General features: G+C 68.2%; 15 protein-coding genes and 1 pseudogene. 4 read left to right on the top strand and 12 right to left on the bottom strand.

Annotated features, from left to right (window positions below; all coding sequences use genetic code 11):
* Positions 1-2 precede the first annotated feature (2 nt).
* The 10 genes from ABTX18_RS34275 to ABTX18_RS34320 all read right to left on the bottom strand — a co-directional run bounded on the left by ABTX18_RS34275 (position 3) and on the right by ABTX18_RS34320 (position 15,139).
* Positions 3-1,061, bottom strand: coding sequence for an RES family NAD+ phosphorylase (locus ABTX18_RS34275; RefSeq protein WP_352126712.1), 1,059 nt, complete (start codon positions 1,059-1,061; stop codon positions 3-5).
* A gap of 38 nt (positions 1,062-1,099) precedes the next feature.
* Positions 1,100-2,590: an alpha/beta fold hydrolase gene (locus ABTX18_RS34280; protein WP_352126713.1), complete on the bottom strand. Its 1,491-nt coding sequence runs from the start codon at positions 2,588-2,590 to the stop codon at positions 1,100-1,102.
* Between the two features lie 1,573 nt (positions 2,591-4,163).
* Positions 4,164-5,024, bottom strand: coding sequence for a carbohydrate ABC transporter permease (locus ABTX18_RS34285; RefSeq protein ID WP_352126714.1), 861 nt, complete (start codon positions 5,022-5,024; stop codon positions 4,164-4,166).
* Entirely contained in the window at positions 5,021-5,974 is a 954-nt protein-coding gene (locus ABTX18_RS34290) for a carbohydrate ABC transporter permease (RefSeq protein ID WP_352126715.1), read from the bottom strand. Before ABTX18_RS34290 ends, ABTX18_RS34285 begins: the two co-directional genes overlap by 4 nt.
* 209 nt (positions 5,975-6,183) lie before the next feature.
* Entirely contained in the window at positions 6,184-7,494 is a 1,311-nt protein-coding gene (locus ABTX18_RS34295) for an ABC transporter substrate-binding protein (RefSeq protein ID WP_352126716.1), read from the bottom strand.
* Positions 7,495-7,545: 51 nt separating this feature from the next.
* Positions 7,546-9,669 carry an alpha-galactosidase gene (locus ABTX18_RS34300; protein ID WP_352126717.1) on the bottom strand — a complete coding sequence of 708 codons (2,124 nt, stop codon included), beginning with the start codon at positions 9,667-9,669 and terminating at the stop codon, positions 7,546-7,548.
* 104 nt (positions 9,670-9,773) lie between these two features.
* Positions 9,774-11,954, bottom strand: a complete 2,181-nt coding sequence (locus ABTX18_RS34305) for a carbohydrate-binding protein (protein ID WP_352126718.1) — start codon at positions 11,952-11,954, stop codon at positions 9,774-9,776.
* Between the two features lie 94 nt (positions 11,955-12,048).
* Entirely contained in the window at positions 12,049-13,119 is a 1,071-nt protein-coding gene (locus ABTX18_RS34310; RefSeq protein ID WP_352126719.1) for a LacI family DNA-binding transcriptional regulator, read from the bottom strand.
* Positions 13,120-13,655: 536 nt separating this feature from the next.
* A complete protein-coding gene (locus ABTX18_RS34315; RefSeq protein ID WP_352126720.1) occupies positions 13,656-14,252 on the bottom strand; it encodes an NADPH-dependent F420 reductase in 597 nt (198 codons plus the stop codon).
* Between the two features lie 50 nt (positions 14,253-14,302).
* On the bottom strand, positions 14,303-15,139 hold the full coding sequence (locus tag ABTX18_RS34320; RefSeq protein ID WP_352126721.1) for an inositol monophosphatase family protein: 837 nt from the start codon (positions 15,137-15,139) through the stop codon (positions 14,303-14,305).
* A gap of 177 nt (positions 15,140-15,316) precedes the next feature.
* Between ABTX18_RS34320 and ABTX18_RS34325 the strand changes: the two are divergent.
* Positions 15,317-15,427: pseudogene (locus ABTX18_RS34325) on the top strand (LysR family transcriptional regulator); the annotation flags it as partial.
* A 772-nt stretch (positions 15,428-16,199) separates the two neighbouring features.
* Here ABTX18_RS34325 and ABTX18_RS34330 read toward each other — a convergent pair.
* Positions 16,200-16,853, bottom strand: a complete 654-nt coding sequence (locus tag ABTX18_RS34330; RefSeq protein ID WP_352126722.1) for a TetR/AcrR family transcriptional regulator — start codon at positions 16,851-16,853, stop codon at positions 16,200-16,202.
* Positions 16,854-16,982: 129 nt separating this feature from the next.
* On the opposite strand from ABTX18_RS34330, the gene ABTX18_RS34335 reads away from it, so the two are divergent.
* The 3 genes from ABTX18_RS34335 to ABTX18_RS34345 are packed head-to-tail and all read left to right on the top strand — an operon-like array spanning position 16,983 to position 19,208.
* Positions 16,983-17,459, top strand: a complete 477-nt coding sequence (locus tag ABTX18_RS34335; RefSeq protein WP_352126723.1) for a glycosyltransferase family protein — start codon at positions 16,983-16,985, stop codon at positions 17,457-17,459.
* A complete protein-coding gene (locus ABTX18_RS34340; protein WP_352126724.1) occupies positions 17,411-18,250 on the top strand; it encodes a glycosyltransferase in 840 nt (279 codons plus the stop codon). Before ABTX18_RS34335 ends, ABTX18_RS34340 begins: the two co-directional genes overlap by 49 nt.
* A gap of 37 nt (positions 18,251-18,287) precedes the next feature.
* A complete protein-coding gene (locus tag ABTX18_RS34345; RefSeq protein WP_352126725.1) occupies positions 18,288-19,208 on the top strand; it encodes a LysR family transcriptional regulator in 921 nt (306 codons plus the stop codon).
* A 33-nt stretch (positions 19,209-19,241) separates the two neighbouring features.
* Here the strand turns inward: ABTX18_RS34345 and ABTX18_RS34350 are convergent, their stop codons facing one another.
* Positions 19,242-19,439: a winged helix-turn-helix transcriptional regulator gene (locus ABTX18_RS34350; protein ID WP_503061256.1), complete on the bottom strand. Its 198-nt coding sequence runs from the start codon at positions 19,437-19,439 to the stop codon at positions 19,242-19,244.
* Positions 19,440-19,500 lie beyond the last annotated feature (61 nt).

A 19,500-nucleotide genomic window follows, 5' to 3' on the forward strand; every position in this document is an offset into this window, starting at 1 on the left:
TTTTAGCGCTCGACAACCTGTTCGGTGCCCGGCTGGAGGCGAAGCATCGCTTGAGCTGTTTCGCGTCCGGGGTCGACACAGCCTTCGGGGCCCGTGAAAAGTACGTAGTTGATGCCACCATTGTGTGCTGAGCGGAAGGTGATCCCGTCCACGTTGAGTGGTGAGAGGTAGCGGAGGTACTCAGTCAGTAGCTGGGTGGGGACGTAAGCGAGGTGCTCGTGCCCGTCCCGGACTACCGGGCGGCTCAGGTCTTCCGAGAAGGACCGGACGAACTCGACTGGGCCGGTCATGGTCTCTCGGTCGGGGTCGAACAAGCTCGGTACGGAGGGGACGGCCGCCAAGTCGACCACGGGGACGGGCCGGAGCAGCTCGAACGCGGCTACGGCTGCGTAGGGTCTGGGATCGTGTGCCGATATCTCAGCTAGGGCGGTGGCCACGTCCGCAGATCCGTAGAACATTGAGACACCTGCCGGGCTCATCCGGTTGGCGGTGGCACGTGCGGGAGGCGTCGAGCCGATGCCCGCCGCGACGTAGGTCGGTGGCACAGCGACCGCGCGCATGCGGCCGCGCCACACCTGGTGTCCGGCGGGCAGCGTGCGAACGAGTCCCACCCGGTCGACGACCGCAGAGACCTCGTCCAGCATGGCCAAGGGTGAAGGCGCACGGTGTCGCCCGGTTCTGGCGAGCAGGGTGAATCGTTGCTGATGACTGACCTGCTGGCGAAAGCCGGTCCACAGGGCGTACGCGGCGTGCTGTCGTCGAACTTCCCGTAACTGCCAGGACGCGGGATCAGCCCACGCCTGTACGACACGCGTCACCTGGGGCTCGACGGCACTCCGGCAGACGTCTTCGATAGCTGCCGCAGTACTGATGCCCCCCTCGGACGCATGCGTGTGCTCGTACTTGTCCTGGACGGCGCCCAGCACACGACCCACGAGGAGGTGGACGCCGACGGCCACAGGTTCGTCTTGGAGCGAGTGCGTGGTGCAGAAGGAGCAGTGGGAGGCGGTCATCATGGTGCTGAGGTGGCGGCGCAGATGCGTGTCGCTGATGTGGTTCATGCAGACCGCATCCTGCGGAGACAGGCTGTCCGGCGAGGTCACCCGCGCTCCTGGGCGATCTGTTCGTAGGCGCGCTTCTTGGCGTGAAGTCGCTTGTGGAGAAGGTCGAAGATCGTCTTTCGGCGGGTGGTGAAGTGGATGCTCCAGCTGGGGTCTTCGGCCAGTTCGCTCATCAGTGGCTCCCAGATCAACTCGAAACTCTCCGAGACGCTCATTCCACCGCGTCCTGCCCCGAAGAGTGGGAAGCAGATGGAGGAGAGAGCGAGGCCCTGCTCGTTACGTTCCTGACGGGCCAGGTCGAAGATGGCGTGGACGGCTCTGGGGATCGATTGAGGGTCGATGCCGTAGTTGTTGGTTCCCGAGATGGGGGCGGCGATGGCCGCGTGGTAGATGCGTTGCACGTTTCGTTTCGACAGTGCACCCGCTGGTGTCGGCGCGACGGTTCCGCCGGATACGGGAAGACCGAAGCTGCCGTGGCTGCGTAGCCACGCCGTGAGGTGATCGCCGGCCACATCTTCCAAGATTTGGCCCCCGCCGCTCTTTTCCGCCGCCGCCCGTCGGAGACTGCCGGAAGTCGACGGCTTGAAGAACTGGGACATCTGAAGATAGGTGTTCTCCGACGACACCACGATATCTACATTCCTGAGTTGCTCCACTGGGCCGCCGTGGAGGTACAGGGGGGTCACATGCCCACCGGTCGCGCCAGTTGGGATATTGATCGGTCCAGCCATTTCGAGTTCCGTGAGCACGTCGGCTGCGAAGTGGGCCGGTCTGCGTCGATGAGGGATGTCGGCTTCGGGTTGCCGCTCGACCGGGAAAGGCTCCGCAAGGGCCCGTGCGAGCTCCTTGGCGACGGCGTGGACAAGCCGGCTGTTCGGACCGATCGGTTTGATGACCGAGAAGTGGTCGCCTGGCAGCACCCCCGTCTCGGGAAAGAATCCTGCGGCCGAGGAGGGGACCACCACGTTGTCGCTCTCGCCTGCGTAGGCCACGATCGGAATCGGACAACTGGTGTCCGCAACTTCCGACGCCCGGACGATTCCGTCGATCACCCTACGCTGAGTCTCGAGTACAGAGGTCTGGAGCGGTTTGAGCTCGCGCTCCTGGCTGTTCCTGGTCATCGGGATCAGTCCCCTGCGGGCCAGGAGGAACAGATCGGACCCGTTGTTTGGGCAGGCAAACATCACCAGCCTTCGGATCCTGGCGAGTTCTCGCCCGCGGCCCGCCAGCAGCATCCGGGATAGATATCGTTGGGCGACTAACCCGCCTTGGCTGTGCGTGATCAGAGCTGCCCGCTCGTAGCCGGCGGTGAGATCCCCGATGAAGCCACGGAGGCTCTCCGCGATCGTGTCGAGATCCGGCATCCGTCGCAAGGGATTCCAGGTCACCGGTCGCGTCGCGTACTCGAAGAACAGGAAGTCGTACTCGTCCGATACAGCAGGGATTTCGGACATCTCCTGTTGCAAAGGGGTCCAGGTGGTCGGCGATGAGAAAAGACCGTGGACGAAGACGATGGCGGCCTGATGCAAGTCTCCCCCTGGAGCCGAGGCGCGGTGCGAGGTTGTTCGCACGCATCGTACGGAGATCGATGGCCTTGCGGCAGGGACTCTAGCGAGCGCATGAAGCCCCGTGTTCCTGGCGAGCATCTGAACATGATCGTTTTGGAGAGTGGGTTCTCGCGGCTGAGTCTGATCCGCTGGATCGTCGCGTATGAAGCGGAGAACTGACAGATGCGGAGAGTCAACCGGTCGGTAATGATCATTTCCGGAGCGGCGTCGCAGTGATTGGGGGGGCCCGGTTCGGCCTGGGTGAAGGCCCGGCACCGTCCACGTGCCGACTCCAGCAGTGCCTGCGGGGGCGGGCGACACGAGTGGGGCACTGGTCGGCCCTCGCCTCGGTCTGGCCCTGGTTCCGCTCTTGATCCGCCGGACGAGCCCTGTACGGAAGAGCGGAACTTGATTCTCAGGAAATGTGGCCGGTGGGCGCCGCTGGCCCTGTAACTACTCTGCGTCGGCAAGCGGGGCAAGCGTGATAGCCAGAGGGTCCGTAGCGGTTGATGGGAGTGCCGCAGCCGGCGCAGGGACCGATGTGCCAGGGCAGACAGTTCAGGCGGTGTGCTGCCTGTTGCCGGTCGTCGGGTTCGAGGGCCAAGCGGCGTTCTTGGCGCGGGATGCGGTACAGGTGAGCGGGCACTTCGTCCCAGGTGTGGGGGGCGGCAGCTGCGGGTGTGGCGCGGTGTCTTCGAGTGTCGTCGAAGACGTGGGTGCGCTCTCCGTAGCGGCAGCGCGTGTCGAGGTCCTCTCCGGTGAACGTGAGTTCCCCGTCGCCGGGCCGGTCTTCTTCGTCGGTGTCCTGTTCACGCGGTCCGAGGATCTCGCGCCAGCGGGCCCTGTCCTGTTCGGGGACCCACATTCGAGCTGTCAGTCGTTCATCGCGCGGGTCGGGTATCCGCATCGGCACCCAGCTGCCCATGGCGGTGGTGACAACGAGTTCGTCCAGCTGAGGTGTCGGCTTCGGCGGAAGGCACAGAGCGGGCAGGTCCCAATGGGCGTGGAACCCTCCGCAGGTCCGCATCCCACCCGGCCCCGGGCACGGTCGCTGACTGTTCTCGCAGGGCCGGGTCCGCGGTGACCAGGACTGCGTCTCACGAAGGGGGCTCGGCCGCTGGCTCCGTGAACACCCGGGCGTCGAGGTTGCCTGCCGCGACGGCTCCCTCACCTACCGGCAGGGCATCACAGCCGGCGCCCCACAAGCCGTGCAGGTCAGCGACCGCCTTCACTTCGGGCTGGGCCTGGCGCGCCGAGTTCAGGACATCGCCTCTGCCCACCGCGGCTGCCTGCCCGCAGCCCTATCACCGGTCAGCGAGGATGATCGCCCGCTGACCGAGGAAACCACCGAGAACGCCGCGGCGGGCAGCAGGGCCGGGCGCCATGCCCAGAGCCTGCATCGTCGCCGCCGAGGGCAGCAGCCGTAGAGCCGGCATCTGCTGTCTTCAACTGCCTCGGCAGGTCCGAGGGTGAGGACGGCCCGGCCCCACCATCACGCCGGTCTCACCGTGAGATCGTGGACCGCCGGGCTTGGGAGGGTGTCCACCTCGCAGTTCTACTTCACCGCGCCGCTGGTGATGCCGGAGATGATCTTCCGTTGGGCGATGGCGAAGACGACGATCAACGGCAGGCTCATCAGGATCACGTAGGAGAAGATGAGGTGCCAGTTGTTCAGGTAAAGGCCTGCGCTGGCCACGCGGAACAGATTGAGCGGCAGGGTGTCGAGCCGTCCGCCGACGACGAAGAATGCGTAGAAGACGTCGTTCCAGATGTAGAGGCACACCAGGATGGTCGCGGTGGCGAGCACCGGCCGCAGGAGCGGCAGGACGACCTTGAAGAACACGGTCGCCGGGCCGGCGCCGTCTATCCGGGCGGCTTCCTCCAGGGACGGAGGGATGGTCCTCACGAAGCCCGTCACAAAGAAGATGACGGTCGACATGTAGATGCCCATGTAGACGCCGATCATCCCGATGACGCTGCCGGAGAGTCCGAGCTGGCGCAGCAGGAGTACGAGGGTGACGACCGCGGGGGGCAGCACGATGCCGCTGATGGCCAGGGCGTAAAGGGCCGCGGTGAGGCGGGTGGCGCGGCGGGCGAGGATCCAGGCGGCCATGGAGCCGACGATGAGGACGCCGAGGACGGCGGGGACGACGATGACCATGCTCCCGAGGAACGCGGCAGGGATGTCGCCCTCGGTCCACACCTCCTTGAGGTTGGTGAACAACTGCCAGTGCTGGGGTGCCGAGAGGTCCGGTCTGAGCGCCTCGGCCTGCGACTTGGACGCGGTGGCGACGACGAGCCAGAGCGGGATGCCGATGACGGCGAGGCACAGGAGGGTCGCGACGACCGGCTGGAGCCGGGTCCAGATGGGGGCGTCGCTGAGTGCGGTCCGGCGGTGGTGCGCGGTGGTGTTCACAGGATCTCCTCCCGCCTGCGCAGGACAGTGATGACGGGAAAGGCCATGAGGGCGACGACCAGGAAGAGCACCAGGCCCATGGTGGTCGCCTGGGCGAACAGACCCTGGCCGAAGGTGCGGTAGATGAAGATGTTGAGGATCTCCGTCGTCCGGGCCGGGCCGCCGGCGGTGGTCGCCTGGACGACGTCGAAGCCGTTCATGGAGCCCAGGAGCGCGGTGGCGACGTTGAAGGTGATCGCCGGAGCGAGCAGCGGGAACCTGACGGACCAGAACATCCGCCGGCGGGAGGCGCCGTCGATGCGGGCGGCTTCGACGATGTCTTCGGGCACGGTCTTGAGCCCGGCCAGGTAGATGAGCATGGACAGCCCCATCCACTTCCAGGCGTGGATGATTGAGACGACGACGATCGTCCAGGTGGGGTCGCCCAGCCAGGCGCAGTGAACGTCGAAGGGGAGGAGCCGGCTCAGGATCTGGTTGAGGCCGCCCTCCGGCTTGAGGAGCGCCTGGAAGATGTAGCCGACGGCGAGCGCGGACATGAGTACGGGGATGAGGAAGAAGACGCGGGCGACCCGGTTGACGGTGGTGTCGCGCTCCAGGAGGACCGCCAGGAGGAAGCCGAAGAGGTTCTGGAAGATCGCCACGAGGACCGCATAGACGACGGTGATCCGCAGTGCCCGGAGCAGGGTTCCGCTGGAGGCGAGGTCGTTGAAGTTATCGAAGCCCACGGGGTTGATCTCGCTCTTGAAGCTTGACCAGTCGGTGAAGGCGTAGATGAAGTTGAAGAGGGTGGGGAGGAAGAAGAAGACCAGCAGGATCGCGAAGGCGGGCGCTATGAACCACAGCGGGTGGTCCCGTCGGTTGAGCGTGTCCTTGCGAAGGCGCGGGGCTCCGTGGCCTCTGGGCTTGGCGCGGGCCTGCGGCCGGGTGGTCCGGTCCTTGACCGTGTGCATGAGTCGGGCTCCTAGGCGGGGGAGAGGAGGGCCGGAGTCGCCGCCGGCACCGCCTCCTGGTCGGGAGTCGGAGCCGGATGCTTCGGCGGTCCTGCCGGTGTGCATGTGTCGGCTCCTGGGGGCTGTCCCGCCAGGAATTGCGGGACCGCCCTGAGGCGGGGAGAGGGGTGCCGGAGTCGTCTCCGGCACCGTTCGCCTCGCGGTCTGGATCAGAAGCCGGGGGCTCCGGCGGCTTTGGCGAGCTGGTCGAACTGCGCCTGGGTGGTGGAGGCGACCTTCTCGGGCGACATGGCGCCCGAGATCATGTCGGCGAGATTGATGTAGAGGTCGGGGTTGGCGACGGCGAGGGCCTGCATGGACCCGACCGAGTTGCTGAGGGAGGCGTGAGCGTCCTGAAGTGCGGTGGGCACTCCGGCGGGGTTGGGCACGGACGTCTCGATCGAGACGGTCTTGCGGTCGGCGATGAAATCCTTGTAGTCCGGACCCATCCAGAACGAGAGGAACTGTCGGGCGGCCGCCTCGCGCTTCGCGTCACCGGTGCGGAAGGCAACCAGAGCGTTGGACTGGTCCGGGATGAAGGTACCGACGTTTCCGGACGGGGAGATCGGGAAGAAGCCGATCTTCTTGTCGAGGGTGGCGGTGTCGGCGGTGGCCTGAAGCTGGCCGAAGAAGGAGTTGACCTGGACGGCCATGGCGGCCTTGCCGTCGAGCAGGGCCTTGCCCTGGTCCTCGAACTTGGCCGTCTTGATGTCCTTGTTGAAAAGGCCTTCGTCGATCAGGGACTTGTACTTCTTGATCGCGTTCAGTACGACCGGACTGTTGAAGGTCTCCTGCTTGGTGTTGATCTTCTTCCAGAGGCCGTTCTTGGCGGCGTCCGCGAGCTGGACCTGAACCCACCACTGCGTTGCCCAGCGGTCGGCGCCCATCTCGTGGAACGGGGTGACGCCCTTGGCTTTGAGCGCCCGTGCGACCGTGACCATTTCATCGAAGTTCTTCGGCGTGGAGGTGATCCCGTTGGCGGCCAGTACCTCCTTGTTGTAATAGACGCCCTCGACCGCCGGGCTGGTGACGAGCGTCGCGTAGCGGGTGTCGCCCACGAACCCGGTCATTCTTCCCACGGCCGGCGAGAACTTCTTGAGCCAGGGGGCGTCGGTCAGTGGCTGGAGATTGGTCTTGGCGTTCAGGGCCGTCAACTGGGAGGTGGTGGGCTGCCAGAAGGCGAGGTCGGGCTTGTCGCCGGTGGCGACCTTGGTCTGGACGGACTGCTCGTACGGGTCAGGGATGGTGACGACCTTGACGTTGGCGCCGGTGGCCTTGTTGAAGGCGTCGACGACCTGCTTGGGGATCGCATTGCTGTTCTGCGCGGCCCAGATGGTCAGGTTGACACCGTCGAGCTTCGCGGTGGGCTCCGCCCACGTGACGGGGCCGGAGGAGGCGGATTGGTCTGCGCCCGGGTCGCTGCAGGCCGCAACGCTCAGGACGAGGGTGGTGGCGACGACGAGGTGGTGCCATCTCTTCATGATCGTTCCCTTGGTGATGGCGGCTCCGCCTGCCGGCGGGCCGTCGGCTGGTCAGGAGGGGTCAGCAGTCGTGGAGCGGAGGCGCAGGAAGCGGGCGGCGACGGGGGCGTCGCCGCTGTCGGTCAGCGTGAGCCGGCCGGTGGCGGCCTCGAATTCGGATGCGAAGGCGGGCAGGGTGCGGGGGTAGAGGGTCTCGATCTCCACCTCTCGGCCGGCCAGGTGGGGCAGAGACAGGACGGCATGGCTGTCCGGGCCGCCGCGGTGCCAGACGGTCAGGTAGGTGGTGTCACCGTTTCGCATCGCCAGGGCGAGCCAGGGGTCGGCCCAGTCGGGCAGGCCGAGCGGCCAGAGCGGCGTGGCGGAGGCGAGGGTGCTGCGGATGTTCCGGTGGACGGCGACGGCCTCGCCGACCGCGGCCTGCTGAGCCGGGGTCATCCGGTCGAGGTGCCCGGAGAGGTAGAGACGGCCCAGGAGGCCGGTGCACATCGTGAACGCGATCTCCTCGTCGGTCATGCCGGGTTGGGGGTAGGCCCAGTTGGCGGCCTGCTCGGGGAGCAGCGACATCGGAGCGGAGGCGGCGATGGGCGGGTAGCGGGTGAAGTCCTGCTGGTCGCTGGTGGACTGCAACTGCATGCGGCTGAGCAGGGCGTAGTCCATGCGCATGGCGCCGGATGCGCAGTTCTCCAGAATGAGGTGGGGGTGGCGTTCGAGGACGCCGTCCAGCCACGCGAGGTGCGCGCGGTTGTGGGCGAGCAGGCCCGCGCCGGCGCTGTCGGCGTCCAGGTCGGTGCCGGCGCCGGGGTCGATGTTGTAGTCGAGCTTGAAGTAGCCGACGCCGTACTGTTCCACGAGGCGGTCGACCGTTCGGTCCAGGTGCTCGACGGCGCTCGGGTGGCGGAGGTCGAGGTGGTAGCGACTGTGTTCGAGGACGCGCTCGCCGCCGCGTTGGAGGAAGGCCTCGGCGGGGAGTTTGTCAGCGATCGGGCTGCGGACACCGATGACCTCGGGCTCCAGCCACAGGCCAGGGGTGAGCCCGCGGTGGCGGATGTGTGCCAGGACCTCTTCGATGCCGCCGGGAAAGCGGGTCTGCGAGGGTTCCCACTCGCCGACGCTGTCCCACCAGGTGGCGTCGTTGTCGTACCAGCCGGCATCGACGCAGAACACCTCGGCGCCGACCTTCGCCGCAGCGTCGATCAGCGGGAGCAGTTTGGCGGTCGTGGGATCACCCATGAGGGTGTTCATGTAGTCGTTGAACACGACGGACAGGTCGGTGCCGTCCGCGTGGGGCCGGACGAGCGCCCGGCGGTGGGCGGTCAGTGCGGCTGCGGCGCCGTGCAGACCGTCGTCCGAGACGGCGACCGATACCGGGACGGTGGTGAACGACGCACCGCTTGCCAGGCGGTGCTGCCACTGGTGGTCGAGGTCGGTCGGGCCGGTCAGCGCCACGTAGGCGCCGTCCAGCCGCTCGCCGGCCTCCCAGCGCCACGCCCCGTTGTGCTCGACCTGCCACAGCCATGCCTGGCCGGTGTTCCGGTCGATCAGCCCGCCGGTGGGCAGTTGCTGACCGGTCGACCAGGTGCCTGTGCTGATGGCGGCGAAACGGCCACGGCCGTCCTGGCCGTGCTGGGCGAGTCCGAGGCCGACGACGGGGCCGGAGCGCAGCGGGCGGCGGGTCCAGCGTCCTTCCCCGAGCCACTCGCTGTCGCCGTACACGATGTCGAGGTCGTCCACGGGGTTGCCGTGGAATCCGGCGGAGTAGGAGGAGATGCCCAGGAGCGTGACCGGGGTGTCACCCGTGTTGGTCACCTGGACCCGGCTCTGCACCGCGGGCACTCCCTCGGCGGAGCGCAGGAAGACCTGTACGTGCAGTCCGGTGGCCTCGTCGCGCAGATCGATCCGCAGCTGTCGCCAGTCGCCGTCCTGGGTCCGCTCGCTGCCCGTGAAGACCAGGCGCTGACCGATCGCCGTCTCGGAGAAGCGGTGGGAGGCCCGGGCCCGGCCGGTGCGGGCGGTGAGGATCTCGACCAGGGGCTGGGCGGTGTGGGCCGTGGGGCGGGCGGTGAGGCCGCCCGCCAGTGTCAGCACGCTCACCGGCTTCCCCGGGGTGATGTCCAGCGCGAAGTTCAGTGCCGAGTGGCCCCAGACCAGGGTCACCTTGGCATCCAACGGGTTCACGTACTGCTCCTAGTGGTGGGGTGGGGCGGGGCCTGGCGGGATGCGGTCTGCCCGGAGGCCGGGGAGGGGGCGCCCCGGGCAGACCACGTGTCGCCTTCCCGGCGCTATCCGACGGGCGCGGCGATCCGGATCAGATCGATGTCCGGTGCGTACGCGGACGCGTTCGCGAAGGTGATGGTGTTGGCCCCGGCTGCCAGATCGACGTCCACGACCGTGGTCCGGAAGTTCGACCAGCCGAGCGTGTTGCGGAAGAGCGACCGTTTGGCGGGGCCTCCGTTGACACTGATGTCCGCGGCCCGGTCGACGATGTTCGTGTTGTAGTTCGAGGCGCCCGAGCCCAACTCGCCGTTGGCGTACACGACGGTCATCCGGTAGCGGCCGGCGGCGGGCACGGTGACGTTGCCGAAGCGCAGGGTGTTGCCCGCGCCGGCGCCGATGAAGCCGACGTACTGACCGCCGGAGGCCGCGGTGTTCGATCCGGCCGAGGCGGTGCCGGAGCGCGTGTTCGCGTTGCTCTCGGCCTGGTACTCGGTGATGATCCCGGTCGTCGGCGTCACGTCGAGGTAGTCGATGTTGGCGGCGTCCCGGTCGTCGCTCGCGTAGGCGTTCGCCTCGATCTGGTTGATGCCGGCGTGCAGGAACACCTTGGTGGTGGCGGTGTTCCAGGTGTTCCAGTTCGCGGTTCCGGGGAGCGACACGTCGGTGAGGTCGGCGCCGTTGAGCCTCAGGCGCAGCGAGCGGTTCGGCGGCGCCCCGGCGTAGGGGCCGGCGGAATAGCGCAGGCCGACGTTGTAGTAGCCGTCGGCGGGTGCGGTGACCACGAAGGACGTGCCGGCGTTGGTGCTGTTGCCGTACCCCTCGGTGAAGTACGTGCCGGAGTAGCCGGTGTTGGTGCCGTAGGTGACCCGGGCGGATCCCTTCAGGGCGGCGTACTCGGCTTCGTACCGAGTCGGTGAGGCCACGGGTGTGAGGTCGCTGTTCGGGGTGACGACCGCCTGGTAGGCGGAGGAGCCCTTGAGGCCCGTCAGGGGCAGGGTGATCTGGCCGTTGGAGACGGGGAAGTCGCCTTCGGTGACCAGGTACTGACCGGATGACGGATTGAGGCCCGAGCTGTCGACGCCCCAGACGGAGGCGTGCACCGTGCCGGAGAGGTAGGGGGCGGAGGCGAGGCCCTTGACGACGACGTTGGTGTCGTAGGTGCCGCCGGCCTGGATGTTGCCACCGAAGATGACCCGGGCCTGCTTCTTGTCCGGGTCCAGGGCGGCGACCGCCTGCAGGGAGCTGGTTGAGCTCGGCAGGGTGACCGGCACGGTGTGGCCGGTCAGCTCGCCGTACCACTTGTAGAGCCACCAGGCCCCGGTGGCCCGGTTGTTCTGGGTGACGAGGTCGTTGAGGCCGCCCGCGGTGGTCCAGTAGGCGAGGCAGCCGTCGACCTTGCTGTTCTCGAACCTGGAGACGAACTGCACGAGGTTGCCAGGCACGCCGAGGTCGCCCGAGGGCCGGCCGTACTCGTTGATCGTGATCGGCCGCGGGCTGAGGCCGAGGTCGGATTCGATGTCCCGGTAGTCGGCCAGGTGGGCGTCCCAGTCGGTGAAGAAGCTGTCGCCGAGCTCGTGCCAGGTGGTGACGTCGGGTACGGCGTTGTTGGCCTTGGCCCGGGTCATGAAGGTACGCATGGAGGCCGCGTCGTAGGCGGAGAAGTTCGGCCCGGCGATCCGCGCGGTGGGGTCGATCGAGCGGATCTTGTCGAAGACCGGCTTCCAGTCGGCAGCCAGAGCGTTGACGTTGTTCTGGTACCAGATGCCATCGGGCTCGTTGAAGGGCACGTACACGTACGAGGCGCGGTGGGGGTCGGCGACGATCTTGCGGGTCATCGTGTCGACCTTGGCGAGGTAGTCGGCGAGGCCGTTGTTCTCGTACGGCCACTGCTGGTAGACGTCCTGCATGTAGACCTGGATGTCGCCGCCGCCCGCGTTCTTCCACATCGGCGCGATCTTCAGCGCGTCGCCGTTGGGGTGCTGCAGACCATCCGGAGCCTTCTGCGCGGTGACCTTCGGCTTCAGCGTGGCGAGCATGGTCTGGTCGGGGATGCCCGACTCGCCAAGGCCATACAGGAAACCGGTGGCACCGTAGCGAAGCGCGCCGGTGTTCCCGGACAGGTCGACGCTGAACTGGGAGGGTGCCGCAGCTGCCGGGGCCACGGACACGAGCCCGGCTCCGGCTGCGAGCGCGGCCAGCGCCAGCCAGATGGTGGCTCGTTTCGGGAGGGGCGGTACGGATCTCATGGGGGGCCTCCTTGCCCGGACCGGTGATGTGACCGGTCACACGGACAGAGTGAGGCTGTGACGTAGGACATGGGAAGCCCTCGTTACCGCTTTGTTACGAGCGGGTGTTCATGGGATGGCGAGGGGCGGTCGACTCGCGTACGACGAGGACGGGCGGCGCCAGCACCGGTGCCGCCTGAGGCTCCGAGTCCAACTGCGCCAGCACCGCGGCCAGGCACGCACGCCCCAGGGCAGCGAAGTCGATACGCACCGTCGTGAGGGCCGGGATCCAGTACGCCGACCCGGGGACGTCGTCGAAACCGACGATGCTGACGTCGCCCGGCACATCACGGCCTGCGTCGTACAAGGCCCGCCGTACGGCCAGCGCGGTGTCGTCGTTGCCGCACAGGATCGCGGTGACGGACGGGTCCGCAGCCAGCACCTGCCCGGCCTCGTACGCGGACCGGGCGTCCCACCCAGCGGCCACCACCGGCGGAGCCTGCAGCCCGGCTTCTGCCAGGGCCTGGCGCCAGCCCGCCTCACGTCCCCGCGTACCGGTCTCCGACGGAATGGCGACGTGGTGCACCAGTCGGTGACCCAGGGACAAGAGATGCCGGGTAGCATCCGCCGCGGCAGGACCCTCGTCCAGGCAGATCATGGTGCGGCCCGTCTCGGGAAGGAGGCCGGGCTCGATCGCCGCAACGGCGGGCACCTCGGCGGGCAGGCTCCGCAGCACCTCCACCCCCTCCGCATCGAACGCCACCACGATCACCCCGCCGGCGGAGAGATCGCTGACGTACTCGACCGCCTGCCGGACATCGGCGCTCCGGGCAGACTCGATCACCCGCATACCCACCGCAAGGCCGTTTTCCCGGGCGGCTTCCTCGATCCCCTGCAGTGTGGAGGCGTAGCCGTACAGCGTCGTGTTCGACGTCACCACAGTGACGGCCCGCGCCCGTCCCCGCCCCAGAGCCCTGGCCGCCCTGTTCGGCCGGAATCCGAGCCGCTCTATCGCCTCCAGCACCTGGCGCCGCGTCTCCGGCGCGACCTTCGGTGAGCCGTTCAGCACACGCGACACCGTTTGGTAGGAGACACCCGCCGCCGCTGCCACATCCCTGATGCTGGGTACCGAGCCACCGCGACGCCGAGGGTCGGGAGTATCTTGATGCCGAGACAGTTGGCTCACGGAGCCATGGTGGGGCTTGTGACAGTGCAGGTCAAATAGCCTCACGGACGCGGCAGGGTGTTGGGCGACCTGGCTGTGGCCCTGCCTGTCCATGCCCGGCCCAACGACGGCCGTCCTCATCGGTGACTCCTCAGGCCGCCAACCGCGGGGCGTGCCAAGGGGGTTGGCTTGGCCGAGGCCGTCGAGAGTCCCCAACCTCGTTACCGGGCGCGGAGCGTGACGATTGCGGCCCGGTCGGCGGCTGGCTGGTGGCCACAACACCATGAGCGCGAGCGTGACTGACGAACAGATCCGCGCTCTGGCCGCGACCGCGAAGCCCCACAGCCTGGCGCTCCTTCAGCGGGGGCCGGAGCGGCTGCTCAGCACGGGAGGAGCCCCGCCCATCACCTGGAGGGGCATCGAATCCGGCGACAGACGCGAGGTCGGCGTACGCCATGATCTCGGTCGGGGCCGGCGATTTCGTCGGCGCGGTCGTCGCCGTGCGTGGTGCCCTGTCCCCCGAGAGGCGGCGCGGGGGACAGGGCATAACTCCGAAGTCAGCGAGCGAGGGAGACGGCGAACGGGGTGAAGCCGTTGCGGCGCATGATGTGCGGAACGACGAGGATCATGGCTTCGGTGGCGCGGGCGGTGGCGATGTCGCCGAGGTCCTCCATCCAGGCGGGATCCCATCCCAGGTCGCCGAGGAGACCGGCGACGGTCTTCTTGGCCTGCTCGTCGTTTCCGGACAGGTAGGCGGTGGGCGGGGTTGTCAGTCTTCCCGGCGCGGTCATGACGGGAAAGAGCATGGTGTTCAGGGACTTGATGACGTGTGTTTCGGGGAGGGCTTCCTGGAGTTGCTCGGCGAGGCTTGAGCCGGGGTAGAGGAGGTCGGCGGGCAGTCCGTCGGGTCCGTCGGTGGTGGCGTTGGAGACGTCGATGAGTATCTTGCCCCGCAGTTCCTCGCGCAGGGCGGTGAGCCGGTCCAGCGAGCCGGCGCCCGGGGTGGCGTTGATGACGATCTGTGCCGTCCTGGCGGCGTCGGCGGCGGCGCCAGGTGCGCGGTCCACTGCCGTCACGTCGTGTCCTGCCTGGGTGAGGGCGGTGGCGAGGTTGCCGCCGACGCGGCCGTTTCCGAGAACTGCGATCGTGGTCATGGTTGTTGTGGTCCTTCCGTGGTGTGCGGGTTGTGGTGTGTGGTCGGTGGTCAGCGGGAGAGCGTGGTGACGGCCTGGGCGTGGACGCCGGGCGCGGCGGCCAGGAAGGTCTCGCTCCGGGGGGTCCAGGGGCGGCCCTGGGCGTCGGAGATCTGTCCGCCGGCCTCGGTGACGAGGAGAGCTCCGGGCAGCAGGTCGGCGCGGGCGCCGGCGTACTGCCAGAAGGCGTCGAGCCGGCCGGCTGCCACGTTCACCAGGTGCAGGGTGGCGGGCACGGAGGTGCGGACGACGAGTGCGTCGAGGAGCATGGCGGTGATGGAGGAGCCGATGCGGTGGACGACCTTCTCGTCCTCGTCGGGGCGGGCCTGGCTGGTGGCCACGAGGCCGAGGCCGAGGTCCGTGGTCGGGGAGACGCGCAGCGGGCGGCCGTCGAGGTGGGCGCCGGCGCCGGCGAGTGCGGTGTAGGTCTCGCCGGTCAACGGCAGGTGGACTGCGGTGAGTACCGGCTGGTTGTCGCGGACGAGGGTGGCGGTCACCGCCCACTCCGGCAGGGCCTGCAGGTGGTTGACGTTGCCCTCGGCGGGGTCCACGACCCACCACTCGCCGGCCGGCAGGGCCCCGCCGTCCAGTTCGTCCTCCACCCATCCGGCGTCCGGACGCAGACGCGTGAGGGCGGGGCGCAGGATGTCGAGGGCGGCGTCGTCGTTGCCGGCGAGCGCGCTCATCAGCTCTTCGCGGGTCCGGTAGGCGACCACGTCGCCGAACCGCTCCCGCAGCACGGCACCCGCCCCGCGCACGGCGGTCACGGTCCGCGCGAGCACGTCCGCGTCGGACGCGGTGACGTCGGCGGTCGCAGCAACTTCGATCGTCTGAATCGACTCGGACATGGTGGTGCTCCCAGATGAGTAGGGGGTGATCAAGCGACCAGGCGAAACCGTGTTCCGTTCGCGTCTGCATCTTGAAGGTAGAAGGGCCGATCATTAACTTCAACTGCATGTAAAGCACTACTGGGTTGACTCTCATGCAATTGGCCTCGTTGTCTCCTCGCCGCGCTCGATGAGCTCTTGGGGGAAGGCGCCGTCGCCGGAGCTGCTGGGCGTCTGCATGTCACACGCCCCACGATGAGGCGAAGCCTCGGGCGGGCCCGGCGCATGGCGAGGGATCAGTTCCTGGTCGGTGTCATGGCACTGGCATGTCAGTCACCCGACGGTGACCGTGCCGGTGGTCTCGACACGCTGTTGGCGGCCTCGAAGCTCCACTACGAGGTCGGCTCCCAGCGCCGCGCCGACGATCCCGAGGGCCGGAGTCCACAGTCCCGTTCCCGTCAGCGACCGGCGGCGCCCCCGCGAACGCCCCTGCGAGTGCTGCGGTCGCCGTGAACCGGGGCCCGGGCTTTGCCGTCGGTCGGACGAGGTGTACACCGAGGCCGGTCAGCAGTCCGGTGCCGGGCACCACCACAACGTGGTCGGTGATGAACCATCCCGGCGTCAGCGTCCAGGGTGAACAGGACGCCCAGGAACCAGCCGGCCAGGCCCAGCGGCGCCATGGTCAGCACCTGGATCCACCGGCTCGCCCCGGCGATGGCGCGCCGCGTCGCAGGCGCTTGCGGAGCAGTAGGCCCAGTACCAGCAGGCCGCTCAGCACCCCACCGGTGGGGACGGCCGATGAGGAGACCGGCCGTCGTCGACATGCTCGACGGCACGGCGTCGAAGTCCGGGTGGCGAACCTGTGCGAGGACACCCTCCACAAACTGACGACCCGCCTCACCACCGAGTACGGCGTGGGCGGGGCGGGCAGGTGGCACAATCCCCAGCCCCAGAGGCGGGACAGAAACGGGAGACCGTCAAGAGGACACCGAGGCGCAACTCGCGCTCTGGTGACACCGTCACGGACCATTCCGGCAGAAACGCCGGAATTGCTGAGATCCACTGAGAACTGCAGCAACGGCTAGCCACACATAGAGCCTGGCGTGCCCCCGTGAGCGAGCAGAACGGCGGGCAGGGTCTCGTCGAGCCACGCCTCGGACTCGTCCAGGGACCAGCCGAGATCGTCGGTGCGGACGAAGTACGCGGTGTTGGACAGATAGATCCAGAGCAGGTCGGTGGCCCTTGAGGCGTCGACACCCGCGCGGAGCGCGCCCATCGCGGCGAGCCGGTCCGCGGTCAGGGCCAGCCCGCCGCGCAGGCTCTGGTGCGCGATCTGCTGGATTTCCCGCACCTTCGGTTCCTGCGGTGCGGCGGCGGCGACCTGCCGCATCAGGTCGGACCACTCCTCGAACTTGGCGCGGGTGGCACGCACGATGAAACGGATCAGCTCGCGCGGCTCGGTGAACGACTCGATCAGGGCGAGGATCGCCGGGATGTCCTCGGCGGTGGTGCCGGACTCGACCAGCGTGCGCAGCAACCCGTTCTTCCCGCCGCCGACCGCGTACACGGTGGCCGGCGCGACCCGGGCTGTCCGGGCGATCTCCTCCACCTTCGTACCGAAGTAGCCCTTGCGGACGAACAATTCGCGGGCGGCGTCGAGGATGGCGCGGCGCGTGGTCTGGGCGTATTCGGCTCTCCTGCCGACAGGGGCAGCTTCGTTCGGCACGTCTGACATATCAGTGACCATACCTGCCACTGTTCATCAGAGCTCGCTCTGATGAACAGACCATGCTATGCATTCTTCGAAGGGGCACCCGTGCTGTCATGAAAGCGCTCTTCACCACCGTACGGACACCTGCTGCCGATGCTCCCGCTGGCCAAAGCCGCCGTCGCGGCCGGAGACGAGGTGGTCGTCGCCGCCTCGGAGGATCTGCACGGGGCCGCCGGCGACCTGACGACGCGTGCCCTCGGGCCCTCGCTGCCCGACTTGCTCGCCGAGACCGACCGCCGCCTCGGGGAAGGCGTTCTCGGCTACCGGAGCGACAGTTCCAAGGTGCTCGACGCGAACGTGGCCCTGTTCACGACGATCCGGGCCGACATGGCCTTCGACGCGTTGTACGCACTGGCCATCGACGAGCGCCCGGACGTCATCGTCGCGGAGATGTGGGACTACGTCGCACCCCTGGTCGCGCGACGGCTCGGCATACCGCTGGTGACCTTCGTGCACAGCCCGGCCACCACGATCGACGGCATGCGTTCGCGCTCCGGGCAACCCCCCACGACACCACCGAGATGGCCGACATCCCGGCCTTCGACGGGGCGCGCCCGGTGGTGCTGGTGACTCTCGGCACGGTCGTGGATGATCTGACGCTGCTCAACGCGGCCGTCCGGGGTGTCCTTGACGCCGGGGCAGACCCGTTGGTGACCACCGGGTTCACCACCGCGCCGGAGGCCGTCGAGGGTGACCCCGGCCGGGTGCGCGCCGTCCCGTTCGCTCCCATCGGACAGTTGCTGGACCGGGTCCAGGCGGTGGTCGCCGCCGGTGGTTCGGGGACCACGCTCGCCACGCTTTCCCGCGGCCTGCCCATGGCGTTCGTGCCGCGCATCGCGAACCAGCCGATCGTGGCCGCCGCGGTCACGGACTTCGGAGCCGGTGTCGTCTCCGGTGAGAATTCCGCCGCTGTGACCTCGGCCATACGAAGGGTGCTGCACGAGCCGGGCCCACGAACACAGGCTCAGGCTGCCTCCCAACGGCTGGGGCAGCGTCCCTCGCCCGACGAGGTGTGGTCGGCACTGCGGGATCGCGTCCCGCACCCAACCTCCGTGGGCAGAACAGCTAGCGCGAGGACATCGACGCTGGTCCGCGGCGGAGGCACTCGATCCTCCCCACTCTCCGGATACCTCGTCCTCCCGGCACAGCCGCGCCCCACGACCGCCGTCTCGCCCGGGCGCGAAAAACCCCCGCAGGTCGCTCAGGCATCCGCCATCGCGGTGGTCGCCGGGGGGAGAGGCGTGGTGCCGAGGCCAGGCGTGGCTGTGGTCATGGGCTCCCTGCCGAATTCGGCAGAAGTGGGTGGGTATTGGGTGTTCCTTTCGGACCCGCATCTCCAAGATAAAAGCCCTCACTATTAACACCAGGTGCATGTTTTTCACTTGTATGATTACCGTTATGCAATTGGATTTGAATCTGCTCACGGCCCTGGACGCGCTGCTGGAGGAAGGCAGTGTGGCCGGGGCCGCGGCCCGGCTTCACGTCACCGCGCCGGCGATGAGCCGTTCACTGGGGCGTATTCGCAAAGCCACCGGCGATCAGATCCTGGTCCGCACCGGACGCCACATGACGCCCACCCCCCGCGCGCTGGCCATGCGCACCGAGGTCCATGCCCTGGTGCAGCAAGCTCACCAGTTGCTGTCCCCCCGTATGGACCTCGACCTGGCGGCCCTGGAGCGGGTGTTTACCGTCCGCTTGCACGACGCCCTCACCACCGCCTGCGGGACCGCACTCGTCGCCGCGATGCACCGCCAGGCCCCTGGGGTGAAGATACGTCTCACGGTCGAGCCCGGCCACGACACCCCTGAGCTGCGTCGCGGGGAGGTCGATGTGGCCTCAAGTGCCGACCCGCCGTCTCAGCCCGATATCCGCCACCGCCTTATCGGCCAGGACAGGATCATCCTCGCTGTCCGGGCGGGTCATCCGCTCACCGAAGGGCCGGTCACCGTCGAGAGGTATGCGGCCGCCGATCACGTGACCGTCTCCCGGCGTGGAAGCCTGCGCGACCGGGTCGACGGGGTCGTCGCCGCCCTCGGCCACGAGCGCCGTGTCATCGTCTCGGCCCCCGCGATGGACACAGCGCTGCAGCTCGCCCGTGACGCCGACGTCGTGGTCACCCTCCCCGACGCGGTCACCCGCTCCGCCCGCGACCAGCTGGGTCTGACGACGCTTCAGCTGCCATTCGACCTGCCGCCCGTTCCCCTCTATCTGCTCTGGCACCAGCGTTACGACAACGACCCCGCCCACACCTGGCTGCTCAACCTGGCAGCACAAACCCTCCAGGACCTGTTCACCACCCCACACGCCTCTGACCAGTAGCGACCGGCTGCGGCCCGCCGACGCGGTGTCGCGTCAGCCGATGGGGGAGGTGCTGACCTCGCGGGCGTCGAGTAGCTCGTCCCAGTGCTCGGTCGCCCATTGGCACGCGGCGTCCAGCGGCTCCAGGATGCTGCGGCCCAGGGGTGTCAGCGCGTACTCCACCCGCAGTTTCGGGTCGGCGTGCGCCGTGGGTCTCCCGGCGGTTGCCGCCAGGAGTGGGCGGAGGTCCACCGTGCAAGGCGGCATCCGGCAGAAGCGTTAGGCCATGTATCGAAAGTGGATCTTGGGTTGT

Source organism: Streptomyces sp. NPDC096323 (assembly GCF_040302845.1).
GTDB lineage: Bacteria > Actinomycetota > Actinomycetes > Streptomycetales > Streptomycetaceae > Streptomyces.